This is a genomic window from Gillisia sp. Hel_I_29, assembly GCF_000744275.1.
Classification (GTDB): domain Bacteria; phylum Bacteroidota; class Bacteroidia; order Flavobacteriales; family Flavobacteriaceae; genus Gillisia.
This window is the reverse complement of record NZ_JQLP01000005.1, coordinates 125968-140560: the sequence shown is the minus strand read 5'-3', so window position 1 is coordinate 140560 and position 14593 is coordinate 125968. Positions and strand designations below refer to the sequence as shown.

The 14593-nt window shown below is 34.6% G+C and carries 12 protein-coding genes; 8 read left to right on the top strand and 4 right to left on the bottom strand.

Features of this window, described 5'->3' with window-relative positions; all coding sequences use genetic code 11:
• Position 1 precedes the first annotated feature (1 nt).
• The 4 genes from bamA to murI all read left to right on the top strand — a co-directional run bounded on the left by bamA (position 2) and on the right by murI (position 4901).
• A complete protein-coding gene (gene bamA / locus P163_RS05660) occupies positions 2 to 2635 on the top strand; it encodes an outer membrane protein assembly factor BamA (protein WP_081891299.1) in 2634 nt (877 codons plus the stop codon).
• A gap of 33 nt (positions 2636 to 2668) precedes the next feature.
• A complete protein-coding gene (locus P163_RS05655; protein ID WP_034888569.1) occupies positions 2669 to 3496 on the top strand; it encodes an OmpH family outer membrane protein in 828 nt (275 codons plus the stop codon).
• A gap of 40 nt (positions 3497 to 3536) precedes the next feature.
• Positions 3537 to 4046, top strand: coding sequence for an OmpH family outer membrane protein (locus P163_RS05650; RefSeq protein ID WP_034893953.1), 510 nt, complete (start codon positions 3537 to 3539; stop codon positions 4044 to 4046).
• A gap of 63 nt (positions 4047 to 4109) precedes the next feature.
• Positions 4110 to 4901 carry a glutamate racemase gene (gene murI / locus P163_RS05645; protein ID WP_034888567.1) on the top strand — a complete coding sequence of 264 codons (792 nt, stop codon included), beginning with the start codon at positions 4110 to 4112 and terminating at the stop codon, positions 4899 to 4901.
• Here murI and P163_RS05640 read toward each other — a convergent pair.
• Positions 4898 to 5920 (bottom strand): type IX secretion system membrane protein PorP/SprF, encoded by a 1023-nt coding sequence (locus tag P163_RS05640; RefSeq protein WP_081891298.1) that lies wholly within the window; start codon positions 5918 to 5920, stop codon positions 4898 to 4900. The two genes, murI and P163_RS05640, sit on opposite strands and share 4 nt — an antisense overlap.
• Positions 5921 to 6046: 126 nt before the next feature.
• On the opposite strand from P163_RS05640, the gene P163_RS05635 reads away from it, so the two are divergent.
• On the top strand, positions 6047 to 6985 hold the full coding sequence (locus tag P163_RS05635; RefSeq protein ID WP_034888566.1) for a NifU family protein: 939 nt from the start codon (positions 6047 to 6049) through the stop codon (positions 6983 to 6985).
• A 3-nt stretch (positions 6986 to 6988) separates the two neighbouring features.
• Here P163_RS05635 and P163_RS05630 read toward each other — a convergent pair whose 3' ends face one another.
• Positions 6989 to 9253 carry an inorganic phosphate transporter gene (locus tag P163_RS05630; protein ID WP_034888564.1) on the bottom strand — a complete coding sequence of 755 codons (2265 nt, stop codon included), beginning with the start codon at positions 9251 to 9253 and terminating at the stop codon, positions 6989 to 6991.
• Positions 9254 to 9424: 171 nt separating this feature from the next.
• Between P163_RS05630 and P163_RS05625 the strand changes: the two genes are divergently transcribed.
• The 3 genes from P163_RS05625 to P163_RS05615 all read left to right on the top strand — a co-directional run bounded on the left by P163_RS05625 (position 9425) and on the right by P163_RS05615 (position 12638).
• Entirely contained in the window at positions 9425 to 9625 is a 201-nt protein-coding gene (locus P163_RS05625) for a dodecin family protein (protein WP_034888562.1), read from the top strand.
• A 66-nt stretch (positions 9626 to 9691) separates the two neighbouring features.
• Positions 9692 to 11737, top strand: a complete 2046-nt coding sequence (locus tag P163_RS05620; RefSeq protein WP_034888560.1) for a thioredoxin domain-containing protein — start codon at positions 9692 to 9694, stop codon at positions 11735 to 11737.
• Positions 11738 to 11792: 55 nt separating this feature from the next.
• The gene (locus tag P163_RS05615) at positions 11793 to 12638 is read left to right on the top strand and encodes a mechanosensitive ion channel family protein (protein WP_034888559.1); all 846 of its coding nucleotides are present in this window, start codon (positions 11793 to 11795) and stop codon (positions 12636 to 12638) included.
• 2 nt (positions 12639 to 12640) lie between these two features.
• Here P163_RS05615 and tsaB read toward each other — a convergent pair whose 3' ends face one another.
• Both tsaB and P163_RS05605 read right to left on the bottom strand, forming a co-directional pair.
• The gene (tsaB, locus tag P163_RS05610) at positions 12641 to 13309 is read right to left on the bottom strand and encodes a tRNA (adenosine(37)-N6)-threonylcarbamoyltransferase complex dimerization subunit type 1 TsaB (RefSeq protein ID WP_034888557.1); all 669 of its coding nucleotides are present in this window, start codon (positions 13307 to 13309) and stop codon (positions 12641 to 12643) included.
• 11 nt (positions 13310 to 13320) lie between these two features.
• Positions 13321 to 14589, bottom strand: coding sequence for an efflux RND transporter periplasmic adaptor subunit (locus P163_RS05605; RefSeq protein WP_034888555.1), 1269 nt, complete (start codon positions 14587 to 14589; stop codon positions 13321 to 13323).
• Positions 14590 to 14593 lie beyond the last annotated feature (4 nt).

Sequence of the window (14593 nt, the reverse complement as noted above, 5' to 3'; positions counted from 1 at the left end):
AATGACCAGAAAATGGTTAATCCTTTTGTCATTTTGTTTATTTACCCTGTCATTTCAAGCCCAGGATTTACCCCTGGCAGACGGAAAGAAATACACCATAGGAAATATAAATGTTACCGGTACCGTAACTTATAACGAGCAAACCGTTATAGCTTACACAGGCCTTAAGAAAGGTGATGAACTTTATATTCCCGGAGATAGACTTAGTAAAGTGCTTAAGAAACTTTGGGATCTTGGCCTATTTAGCGATATCAATTTTTATGTTACGAACATAGACGGAGATGTGGCAGATCTGGAACTGGAGATCCAGGAAGTTCCTGAACTTGCTGAAGTAAGAGTACAAGGAATCAAAAGAAAGTCTGATAAAGAAGACCTTATAAAAGAGAGCAATCTTACTCCCGGAACTAAGGTTACAGAGAATCTAACCACTACCACCAAGAATTATATAGAGAACAAGTATAAAAAAGAGGGTTATTTTAACTCTAAAGTTGCCATTAACACAAGCGAAGTTAAAGATACCACCGGCGGAAATAAAGTTAACATGGTTGTTAACATAGATAAAGGCCAAAAGGTAAAGATCACCGATATTGAATTTATTGGTAATGAAAAATTTAGCGATTCAAAATTAAAAGGAGCTTTAGGAAAAACTAAAGAGAAAAATTTCTTTAGATTTTGGAAGCGCTCTAAATTTATTGAAGCAGATTATGAAGCAGATAAGATCAGCTTAATAAATAAATATAAGGAGAATGGATTTAGAGATGCTAGAATAGTTTCTGATACCCTTATCAAAAAAGACGCAGATAATGTAGCTCTTAATATCAGCCTTGAAGAAGGAAACAAATATTATATTGGTAATATAGATTTTATAGGAAATACGGTATATACAGATGATTTTCTTGGAAGAGTAGTTGGTCTTAGAAAAGGAGATGTTTATAACGGAGTATTGCTTAAGAAAAGAATTGCAGATGATTCTAAACCAGACGCACAAGATCTTTCTAATCTTTACAAAAATAACGGATATCTTTTCGCCAATATCAATACTGTAGAGACTAATGTTTATAATGATACTATAGACTTTGAAATTAGAATAGTTGAAGGGAAAGAAGCTTATTTTAATAATATTAGTGTTATTGGAAACGATAATACAAAAGATCATGTAATCTACAGAGAGCTTTACACAAAACCAGGACAGAAATATAGCCAGGAGAACGTAATTAGAACTATAAGAGAACTTGGACAATTAGGTTTCTTTGACGCAGAATCTATCAATCCTAACTTTCAGAACGTAGATCCAGATAATGGTACTTTAGACATGGAGTATTCTGTGGTTGAAGCCGGAGGTAGTCAAATTGAACTACAAGGTGGTTATGGTGGAGGAGGTTTTATTGGTACCTTAGGTTTATCATTTAACAACTTTTCTCTTGCAGGAATTTTTGATAAAGAATCTTATAAGCCTCTTCCTATGGGAGATGGTCAATCTTTGTCTTTAAGAGCTCAGGCCAGTATTTTCTACCAGACCTATAGTCTTTCTTTCGTAGAACCATGGTTAGGTGGTGTAAAGCCAGTGAGCTTGTCTACTTCCTTTTCTTACACAAGACAATTCTTCTATGATTATCAAAGAAGAAAAGCAGATAGAGATAGAAGTTTTGATATTTTAGGTGTAAATGTTGGACTTGCAAAACGTTTAAACTGGCCAGATGATTACTTTACATTATCTCAAGCTGTAGGTTACCAACGTTATGACCTTAACAACTATAACACCGGTCTATTCTCATTTGGAGATGGATTCTCAAACAGTTTAACCTATACAATTGGGTTAAGCAGAGATAGCAGAAGAATTAATCCAATTTTCCCTACCGGAGGTTCATTATTTAGCTTTACCGCAAAACTTACCCCTCCATACTCACTAATAAACGGAACAGATTATGCAGACCTTGCTAATCAAAGAGAATTCCAATTAGAAGACGAAAATGGAAATCTAATCCTAACAGACGGAACAAGATTGAAACCAGGAGAAGAACCTGTTGGAGATCAAACTAAAATAGATCAAGAGAAATTCAAATGGCTAGAATATTACAAAGTGAAATTCTCTGCAGAATGGTTCAACACTCTTTTCAACTTTGGTGGTAACAGTAACCTAGTATTAAGAACTAAGGCTGAATACGGTTTCTTAGGAGCCTATAATAATGATCGAGGAATTCCTCCTTTTGAAAGATTTTACTTAGGTGGATCTGGACTTGGTGCATTTAGTATGGATGGGAGAGAAACCATTGGTTTAAGAGGATATCCAGATAATCAAATCGTACCAATAGATAGAAATGGTTTAAGCGCTGCTACAGATAATGATGGAGCGGTTATCTACAATAAATATTCCTTAGAGTTAAGATTCCCTATAACATTAAAACCTATGGCATCTATCTACGCTCTTACCTTCCTAGAAGCAGGAGCTAACTATGATAACTTTAGAGATTTTAATCCATTTATCTTAAATAGATCTGCTGGAGCTGGTTTAAGAATCTACATGCCTCAATTTGGACTATTAGGAATTGACTTCGGATATGGATTTGATCCACTTCCGGGAGAAACATCTGCACATGGATGGGAAACTCACTTTATTATAGGGCAACAGTTTTAATATTTTGGCACGATTATTTCTAACATCATTAATATGAATCACCTTAGGCTAATTCTTATTTCTTGCGCGCTAGGATTGGGATTGCAAATGCAAGCTCAAAAGCCAAACAGGATTGCTTATATAGATATGGAATACATTTTACAAAATGTTCCGGAATATCAACAAGCCTCTGTGCAATTAGAAACAAGAGTTCAGCAATGGAAAAATGAGTTAGATACAGATCTTAAAAAAGTTGAAGGCATGAAAATTGCTTTAGAACAAGAAAGACCTTTATTAACAAAAGAACTTATTGAAGAGAGAGAAGCAACCATAAGTTTTGAAGAATCTAAAATAGCAGAATACCAGCAAAAAAGATTTGGACCTAATGGAGATCTTATCCTTCAAAAAAAGCAATTGATCAAACCAATCCAGGATCAGGTTTTTAATGCTATTCAGGAAATGGGAGAGCTTAGAAAATATGATTTCATTTTTGATAGAACCTCCAATATGGGTATGGTTTTTTCTGCGGAGAAGCATAACATAAGTGATCAAGTACTTAGAATTATTACTAGATCTGCCAATAGGGAGCAATTAAGCACTAGAAAGGAAATTGCTAAAATGGAAGAGGAAGAAGGTCGTACTGTTGAAGAAGATCTGGAAATCACAGAAAAGAAACAGGCTGCAGAATCTGCTCAAAATGAAAGAGAAGCTTATATAGAGCAGCGTAAAAAAGAAAGAGATTCTATAAGATCTGAAAAGCAGAGAGCTTTTGAAGAACGAAGAGCTAAGGTTCTGGAAGAAAGACAAAGAAAGAAAGATTCTATAGATAACGTTAGAAAGCAAAAAATAGAAGCCGTACAAAAATCAGAAAACAATAATTAAAATGAGTAAAATTAACACCTTAACACTTAATAATTCAAAAATGAAACAATTTAGAACATTTTTTATAGCCTTGGCTTTAACAATTGGAGCAACTGCTTTTACAAACGCTCAAACTAAGATTTCTCACATAGCTTCTCAAGAATTAGTAGAATCTATGCCAGCTTTTAAGGAAGCTCAAGCACAACTTGAAAAACTTCAAAAAACTTATGATGCTGAGATTAGAGATATGATGACTGAAGCTCAAAAAACGATGAAACGTTACGAGTCTGAAGCTGCTACAAAAACAGAAGAAGAAAACTCTAAAAGAGCACAAGAACTACAAACTACACAAAGAAGAATTCAAGAGCACGGACAAAACGCTCAACAAGATCTTCAGAAAAAAGAAGTAGATCTTCTAAAGCCTATCTATGAAAAAGCTAGAGTAGCTATTCAAAAAGTTGCTAGAGCTAAAGGATATAACTACGTATTAGATTCTTCAAATGGATCTGGAGTAATCATGGCAGATGGTTATAATTTAATGCCAGATGTAAAGAAGGAATTAGGAATGTAATATTTCTTTAAATAATCTTATAAAACTGCGCTCCATTGGGGCGCAGTTTTTATTTTTGCAGCAATGAGCAATTCACAACCTATTGGATTTTTTGATTCGGGAGTTGGAGGAACTTCCATCTGGAAAGAAGTGATTCAATTACTTCCAATGGAAAATTCTATTTATTTAGCAGATAGCAAGAATGCTCCTTATGGAGAAAAATCTAAGAAAGAGATCATAGACTTAAGTGTTAAGAATACAGACAAACTCTTAGACATGGGCTGCAAAATTATTGTGGTTGCCTGTAATACCGCTACCACCAATGCTATTAAATGGCTCAGGGCAAATTACGACTTTCCTTTTATAGGTATTGAACCCGCTATTAAGCCTGCGGCTTTACTATCTAAAACAAAATCTATTGGCATTTTAGCCACTAAAGGAACACTCTCTAGCGATCTTTTCGCTAAAACTTCAGAACTTTATTCTAAAGATATAGAGATCACAGAAGTGGTTGGACATGGATTGGTAAAACTTATTGAAGAAGGCAATCTAGAAAGTTTAGAAATGAATGCCCTTTTAATAGATCTAGTTCAACCATTCCTAAAGAAAGAAATAGACTGCCTTGTTTTAGGCTGTAGTCACTACCCCTACTTACTACCTCAACTCAAAAATATTCTACCAAAGGAAGTGGCTATTATAGATTCTGGAGAAGCGGTTGCAAAGCAAACTAGAAATGTACTTAAAGAGCTCGATCTGTTAAACCTATCAATAGAAACTCCTAATCATCTACTATATACCAACTCAGATAAGGAAGTTTTGGCAAATTTAGCACACACGTCTAATATTAATGCACAAATATTTGAGGCAGAATTTTAATTGATAGCAGGACATTCACATTCCCATCTTTCCCTATTCTTTCCAAAATTATATCCCAAGGTAATTTGATGAAACCCGGAATTACTAAGTACCAAAGAATTCATTTGGTAACTATAGGTATAAGCAAATACAAATCGCTTATAGTCATAACCTAAAAACGGAGTTAAATATTGCAATTTTTGATTCTCAACCTTTTCACCATCCAACGTATATTCTGCACCTTCAAAACTACGTCTAAAAGAAGCTCCACCCCATAAACTTCCATTTTCCAGTTCTTTATATACTTTAAAGTTTGCATCTACAGATGCCTCTTTAGTTGCATCTCTTAATTGTAGCATTACAGAAGGCTCATACCCCCAGTCACTATTATTCTTAGTAAATAGGTATCCGGCAGAAAATAGATACTTACGCTGATTGCTAGGTACCGCATCAGAATAGAATAGATCTCTTCTTACATTCAATATATTCTTTACGGTAGCATGAGCGTAGAATTCATGATAATAGTAAGACATCCCTACATCCATATTGGCATAATAATCAGATTGATTGTTACCGCTTACCAAAGGGTCAAATTCCCTAAAATTACTTTGATCTAAAGAATGCTGAATTAACCCCCCACTTATTCCAAAAGATAACTGATTTAAGTCGAATTCACTTCTAGACATTAATAAATGGTAGGCAAAGGTTCCATAGAATCCTCGTGTAGAAAAGTTTCCGTTTTCATCATTAAAGGCGATTACGCCCAACCCTATTTTATCCCAAACTCTTCCATGCACATTTAAGGTTTGTAAGCTTGGAGCATCTTCCACGTCAAACCACTGTTGTCTTGCGGTAAGCCTAATTTTATTATAATTGGAAGCTCCAGCCATAGATGGATGTAGCAAGTAAAGGTTATCTGTAAGATAGTCTGAATAGGTTGGAATAACTTCCTGAGCCGTTGTTTGAAGACAGCCGCCAAAAAAAAACAACGCGCAAAGAAACAAACCTTTAAAAAGGTTTAATAATAGTTTGAAATTCATGTATACTTTTAATCGGTCCCCAATAAGTTAGAAATATAAGGAAATTTTAGAGGTCTCCACCAATATCAATTATGAATATGTAGCTAAGCCTACTTTCTTTTAGTAATTTTGCAAAAAATAATAACTATGAATCCATATACCATCCATATACAACCCACCACTAATCCTGCTATCGTAAAATTTGAGACCAATCAATTCTTAACAAGGCACGATAGTTTTGAGTTTAAGAATATTGAAGAGGCTGCAAAGTCTCCATTGGCACAACAACTTTTTTACCTTCCTTTTGTAAAGACGGTTTTTATTACTCAAAACTTTATTGCAATAGAAAAATATAATATTGTTGAATGGAACGATGTTCAAGAAGAAGTAGCAGATCAGCTTAAAGAATATTTAAATAGCGGAAGTGAGATCATAAAAACGGAAGAGGTGTCTACTTCTAAGAAAGTACCTGTAACAGTTTATGCAGAAAGTACTCCAAATCCTTCTGTGATGAAATTTGTTGCCAATAAAAAGCTGGTAATAGCTCCCATAGAATTCAAGAATATAGACGACACTAAAAATGCTCCAATGGCGAGAAAATTATTCAATTTTCCATTCGTTAAAGAGATCTTCATGGATGAGAACTATATCTCTGTAAACAAATATGATGTAGCAGATTGGAATGAGATCACCATGGAGATCCGAGAGTTTATCAGAATCTATATTGAAGAGGGAAATGAGGTAATGACCAAGCAGGAATTAGAAACGGAGACCTCCGAAGAAAATGTTTCTCAAAGTAATAAACCTTCTGCCAAAGTACAAGCAGTAGAACCTAGAGATCTAGATGAGATCTCCCAACAAGTAGTAGATATTCTAGATGAGTATATTAAACCTGCTGTTGCTAGTGATGGAGGTAATATTATGTTCGATTCATACAATCCAGAGACCAAGACCGTAAAAGTTATTTTACAGGGTGCTTGCAGCGGTTGTCCGTCTTCTACTGCCACTTTAAAGAGCGGAATAGAAACAATGATGAGAGACATGCTTCACGGCCATGTGAGCTATGTAGAAGCGGTTAACGGATAATCTCTAAAAGGTTCTTTTAGCTTCTTTATGAAACTCCTGAAATAAGATTAATAGACTCATTGTAGAAGAAATCAGATCTTTGATCTCTAATAATAAGCCAAAATATAATTTAGAGTTCTTTGGGCTGGTTTCTGATGTTCTAATTCTATTGATCTGTTTTTGGATAAGATCTGACACATGATCCATTAAAAATTGTTTTTCTGAGATCACCTTATCAATATTATGGAAGCTGTGCGTATCAAAGATAAGTTTGATATCATCAAACAATCCTTGTGTTTTCTCATCAATACCCTTAAGATCTCTAATTTGATTAAATTTTAGATTCTTATGATTGTTATGTACATGATTATAACTATTTCTGGTTATAAACCCAATAGACTGCACCATGTCCTGCAAATGATCTAAAATTAGGATATAGAATTTACTGGCTTCCACAGAATCGTCATCTAAAGATTTAATAAAGTAGAAAATATTGCCTTTAAGTTCATCGATATCAGATTCTAATTTATCTATTTGTTTACTTGTCTTTTTAAGCTTTCCAAGATCATGATATCCTAGATTATCTACTGTTTTAGTGAACATCTTATTAATACCTCCTATAACGCTAGATATATTTTCTGAAGTTTCTACTGTAATTTCATTTATGGTGATGATATCTCTTCTATTATATCTTTTCTGCTTTTTCTCTTCTTTCATTTTACGAGAATGAACTATAGCGCTTCTTACAATTAAGATCACTGCAATAAGAATTAGTCCCGCTATGGCGATAATACCTCCAAAGTAAATGATTGCCGCAAATAATGCTGCTCCAAAAAAGGCTATTAGTGCGGTTACAAACCAACCTCCAATAACATTAAGAACTCCGGCAACCCTATAAACGGCGCTATCTCTATCCCAGGCTCTATCTGAAAGCGATGTACCCATAGCAACCATAAAAGTTACATAAGTTGTGGATAGTGGTAGCTTTAGATTTGTTGCCATAGAAATAAGAATACTTGCTACTACCAAATTTACAGAGGCTCGCACAAGATCAAAAGATGGAGCATCCAATCGTTTAGCACGTTCATGATTGTCTGTCTTTTGAAATTTAGCATCTATCTTTTTAGATAATGTAACAGGAATAAGGCCTTCCACAAAATTGCTAATCCCAATGAAATATCTAACTATACCTCTAGAAATAATATTAGGCTCAAAACGTTCATCTCCTCCAGTTTGTCTTCCCAGGTTGATCTCTGTATCTGTAACCTTCATAGCTTTACTAGAAAACCATAAAGTGATTACCATTATAAGACCCGCAAAAACCAATAGAAATACAGGAGTTTGCACTTCCCCGGTTAAACCATCCATTAATAATTGGGAAGGTAGCACCCCGGTAGCCTGATAAGCTGTCTGCCAAATTTCGAATGATTGCCATGCAGCAATAGGAACTCCAATAAAATTTACAAGATCATTCCCTGCAAACGCTAGTGCCAATGCAAAAGTTCCCACAACAATAATCACTTTAAGAATATTGATGTTTAACAGCTTTATAGCCATTTGCGAGAGGGCGGTAAAGATCACAAAACTGGCTCCAACGATAATAAGGGTATTATCATTCACATAATCTAAAAATCCATCTGGCAATCCTGAAATACTTTTAAGGCCTTTTAATAAGATAAAATAAAGAATTGCAGAAAGTGAAACTCCTCCGAATACAGCACCTACGTATTTTAATTTCTTTTCATATTGAAAAGAAAAAACCATTCTAGAAAAATACTGAACCACAGCACCAACGGTGAATGCTATAACTACAGAAAGCAAGATCCCTGTAACAATCTCTGTTGCCTTAGTGGTATTTATATAACTAAAAAGCGTTCCATAATCTCCCGTGGTATGATAGATCTTAAGTAAAGAAATGCAAACAGCCGCCCCTAACAGTTCAAAAACAATGGAGACGGTTGTAGAGGTTGGCAGGCCTATAGAATTAAAGAAATCTAAGAGCAGGATGTCTGCTATCATCACAGCCATGAAGATGATCATGATCTCTTCAAAATAGAACTTACCAGGAACAAAAATTCCTTCACGAGCAACTTCCATTAAACCGCTAGAGAAAATGGCTCCTACTCCAACTCCCAAACTAGCAACAATAAGTATGGTTCTTAAAGGCACCGCTTTAGACCCTATAGCAGAATTCAGGAAATTTACAGCATCATTGCTCACTCCTACCACAAGATCTGTGATAGCTAATGCAAACAAACCAACAAGCATTACAATATAAACGTCTTCCATATAGGACAATTTCTAACTAGCAAATGTGCTAAATTTTTAATCAACAAAACCATTTACAAGGTTATCAAAACTTTAAGAAGATTTCATTTAACAAAGCTTTGTAAAAATTATGTTTTAATAATTGTAATTTCAATTAAAATTAATAGTTATTAACCAATTAAACCAAAAAACATGTCAGTTATCAAAGTTATTGAAGTAATGGCCAGTTCTACTAAAGGATGGGAAGATGCAGCTCAAAACGCTGTTAAACATGCCTCCAAAACAGTAAAGAACATTAAATCTGTATATGTAAGAGATCAGACTGCAACTGTTTCAGGAGAAAATATCACCGAGTATAGAGTTAACCTGAAGATCTCTTTTGAGATAAGCTAGTTCCATATATAAAAGTTTATACGCTCCCAATTGGGGGCGTTTTTTATTTATTTAAACCTTCAACTTATGTCTACCCATCCATTTACCAATTCCCTAATTAATGAAACTAGCCCTTATCTCTTACAGCATGCGCACAATCCTGTTAATTGGTTTCCATGGAAAGATGAGATTTTAGACAAGGCTAAGTCTGAGGAAAAATTGATAATTATTAGCGTTGGTTATGCGGCATGCCACTGGTGCCATGTAATGGAACATGAAAGCTTTGAAGATGAAACGGTTGGTGATGTTATGAACGAAAATTACATCAGTATAAAGGTAGATAGAGAAGAAAGACCTGATGTAGACCAGGCGTATATGAATGCAGTGCAACTTATGACGGGCAGTGGAGGCTGGCCTATGAATATTATTGCACTCCCAGATGGCAGACCAGTTTGGGGAGGTACCTATTTCAAAAAAGAACAATGGATGAGTGTCCTCAAACAGATCTCAGACCTCTATAAAAAAGAGACTAAGCAATTATTTGAATATGCAGATAAATTAGAAAAAGGCTTACATCAACTGCAAATTATTCCCCCACCTCAAGAAGAACAAAATTTAAAAAAAGAAGATTTCACTGCTGTTCTAAATACCTTCAAACGCAATTTCGATCATAGAGACGGTGGGATGAGCCAAGTTCCAAAATTTGTAATTCCTTCAAACTTCCAATTTCTTTTGAGGTATGCTTTTCAGAATGAAGACCAAGGTTTAAAAGATTTTGTATTTAAAAGTCTGGATAAAATATCCTACGGAGGGATTTTCGATCATATTGAAGGAGGATTTTCCAGATATTCTGTAGATGAACGCTGGCACATTCCTCATTTTGAAAAGATGCTTTATGATAATGCACAAATGGTAAGTTTGTACAGTGAGGCATATAAAGCAACTAAAAATAAGTGGTACAAAGAAGTTGTGTTGCAAACTTTAGGATTTATAAAAAATGAACTTACTTCTCCTGAAGGTGGCTTTTATTCTTCTCTGGATGCCGATAGTTTGAACGCTGAAGGAAAGTTGATTGAAGGCGCTTATTATAGCTGGACCAAAACAGAATTAAAGCAAGTATTACAAGATGATTATGAACTCTTTTCTATGTATTACAACATAAATCCCACAGGTAAATGGGAAAAAGATCTATATGTTCCAATAAGAACACTTTCTAAAAAACAGCTATGCAAAGAGCAAAATCTAACTTTAGAAGAACTGGAAATTAAGAAAAAGGGCTGGATCGATATCTTAAGAGAACGGCGCACCTTCAGAAGCAAACCAAGATTAGATAATAAACAACTTACTTCATGGAATGCTCTTATGATTTCAGGTTATGTCTCAGCATATAAAGCTTTCAGCATAGCAGAGCATCTTAAAATTGCTAAAACCAATGCGTCATTTATTCTTGAAAATCTACAAAAGAAAGATGGTGGCCTTTATCATTCTTATAAAGATGGGGCTAGTAATATAAATGGGTTCTTAGAAGATTATGCATTTACAATAGAAGCATTTATACATATTTATGAAGTTACTCTAGAAGAAACATGGCTAGACAAGGCATCTCAATTATCAGAATATTGTATAGCTAAATTTTATTCTGAAGAACGATCGGTATTCTATTTTACATCTATAGATGATAGAGCTCTTATTACTAGAAATGTAGATCTTAATGATAATGTAATGCCCGCTGCTAATTCTGTAATGGCAAAAAATCTACATCAACTTTCGAAGTATTTTGATAATTCTAGCTATTTCAACATAGCAAAAAAAATGCTTTTGAATATGAATCATCAACTTGAAGAATACCCCCAAGGCTATTCCAATTGGCTAGATCTAAAAATGGATCTCACTTATAATTTTTATGAGGTTGTAATTACCGGGAAAAAGGCGCTTAGCAATTTAAAAGAATTGAACACTCACTATTTAGCAAACATTTTAATTGATGGAACATTAAAAGACAATTCAGATAGGCCACTCTTAAAGGATCGTTACAAATATAATGAGGATCTATTTTATGTTTGTGAGAATAGTGCTTGCAAGCTACCTGTAAGGTCTATGAAGGCATGCCTGGAACATTTTAACAAAAATTAAACATCAAAAATTCTAATTTCTTTCCTAAAAAAGCTCAATTTGCAAAAAAGATACTATGGATAAATTAAATGACTGGGAAGCATACGCAAAAGATTATACTGAAAAGTTTATAGATTACTTACCAACACTCATTGGTGCATTAGCCATTTTGTTAATTGGGTGGTGGGTTATTAAATTAGTAGTAAGTTATACGAGAAAACTCTTTAATAAGACCGATTACGACCAAAATCTTGAAAATTTTGTTCTAAACTTATTGAGCTGGACTTTAAAGATTCTTTTATTCATAGTAGTAGTTACTCAATTAGGTATCGAGACAACTTCTCTAGTTGCTGTAGTTGGTGCGGCGGGATTAGCAGTGGGTCTGGCATTGCAGGGATCATTGTCTAATTTTGCAGGTGGTGTTCTAATAATAGTTTTAAAACCTTTTAGAATTGGAGACTGGATAGAAGCTCAGGGAGTTTCTGGTACGGTTAAAGAAACCACTTTGTTCTACACTAAGCTAAATACTTTTGGTAATCAACTAGCAGTTATACCAAACGGCCAATTAACTAATGATAATATCATTAATTATACTGTAGAAGGTAAAAGAAAAGATGCCATTACTATTGGGATTTCTTATGATAGTGATATAAAACAGGCCAAAGATATTCTTCTGAATTTAATGCAAGAGCAAAAAGAGATCTTCACAGATCCTGCCCCACAAGTTGTAGTTACAGAGCTTGCAGATAGCGCTGTAAATCTTTCTGCTAGATTTTGGGCAAATAACGAAGACTTCTGGAATTGCCACTGGTATACAATAGAAGAAGCAAAAACAAGACTAGAAGGTGCAGGTATTGGAATTCCATTCCCACAAAGAGATATTCATTTCTTTGATCATTCTAAAGAAAATAAATCTGAATAAGATTAACCTGCCATAAAATCTTTAAGATAATAAGGTTCAAAATAAGCGACATCTTCATGGTCGCTTATTTTGTTTTTAGCCGAAGCTATAGCAACCATTTCTTTTGCTGAAGGCATTTTATTATCGATAAATAGTGCATTTTCATGCTGGCAGATCGCTTTGAACTTATCTACTCCACTACCAATAAAATAAACTTTCCCTTTTTCTAAATATTCAGAATAGGAAGTGTCATCTAAGATCTTAGCAGAGGTGTCTTCCAGTTGTTTTCCCGAAGCGTCGAAAACGGCAGTGTAAACTTCCATTCTACGAGCATCTAACATGGGAATTACGAATTCTCCTTTTGTTTCTAAGGTATTTACTTGGTAAGCTAAAGCTGTTAAGGTAGGTACAGAAATAAGCGGAATGTTCAAAGAAAAGCACAGTCCTTTAGCGGCAGAAACACCAATTCTTAATCCAGTATAAGAACCCGGACCTTTACTAATGGCAATTGCATCCAAATTGGAAAGTTCCAGGTTATTATCTTTTAAAATATCATTTATAAAGAGATGCAATCTTTCGGCATGAGAATAGCCTTGATCGTAATCTTCTTTTACAGCTACAACTTTTCCATTTACTCCAAGAGCAACAGAGCAGTTGGTAGATGCGGTTTCAATACAAAGTATATTAGACAAAATTTGTGCTTTTATTCGGCAGGTTTCGCATCGTTAGCTACTGATACCTCATCACCATTATCCAAACCTTTGGTAACAGTGTTATAAGGTCCTGTAATAATAGTTTCTCCGTCTTTTAAACCAGAGATAATTTCAATATTTCGATCGTCCTGTATGCCTGTTTTTACAACACGCAATTTAGCTCGATTTCCATCCTTAACAAAGACAGTTTCAAATTTTTCATCAGTAGATACTGTAGGCTTATTTACTGTTCTGTTAGAAGAAGTATCACTCTTAATAACAATTGCACTAATAGGGATTCCTATTACCTTATCTTTTCTTCGTGTAATAATATCTACAGTTGCCGTCATTCCAGGTCTAAAAGGAGAATAGTTCTCAGATTTTCCTTCTAAAAGATCCTGATACGAAGATTCTAAAATTCTTACTTTAACCTTAAAATTAGTAACCTGATCTGCTGTTAAACCTTCAATTGCAGAGTTTGATATTTCAGTAACTATTCCTTTAAATTCTCTTTTTAAATAGGCATCTACCTCTACCACGGTAGAATCTCCTACAGAAACTTTAACAATATCGTTTTCATTTACATCAACCTCAACCTCCATATTAGCCAGATTCGCCACTCTCATGATCTCTGTTCCTGCCATTTGTTGAGTACCTACTACTCTTTCTCCAAGTTCTACATCTAATTTAGATATTGTTCCTCGCATTGGAGCATAAATTGTAGTTCTTGCCAAGTTATCTGTAGCCTCAGTAACACTTGCAGAAGCACTTTGCATGCTGTAGTAAGCTGCATTTTTAGAAGCCTGAGCTACTTCATAAGATGCTACGATCTTATCCCACTCTGCTTTAGAGATCACCCCTTTTTCAAATAATTTCTTATTTCTTTCAAAATTAGATGTAGCTTCTTTTAAACTAGCTTCAGATTGGGCATATCCAGCTTTTACATTGGATAATCCTGCGCGAGATCTTTGCAAACTAGATTGATAGATGTCAGGGTTTATTCTAACTAATAAATCTCCCTTTTCTACCATCTGTCCTTCCATAATTGGTAGATCTATGATCTCTCCAGATACTTCTGAAGAAAGTTTAACTTCTACTTCCGGCTGAATCTTTCCGGTAGCAGAAACCGTTTCAATAATACTTAGAGGCTCAATCTTGGTGATCTCAACCTCTTTCAAATTAGCGTTAGAACCAAACCAACCTGCTTTCTTTCCAACAATTAATAAAGCAATAAGTACAACGGCTATTACACCAATGATAAGAAGTGTTTTTTTCTTCATGTTT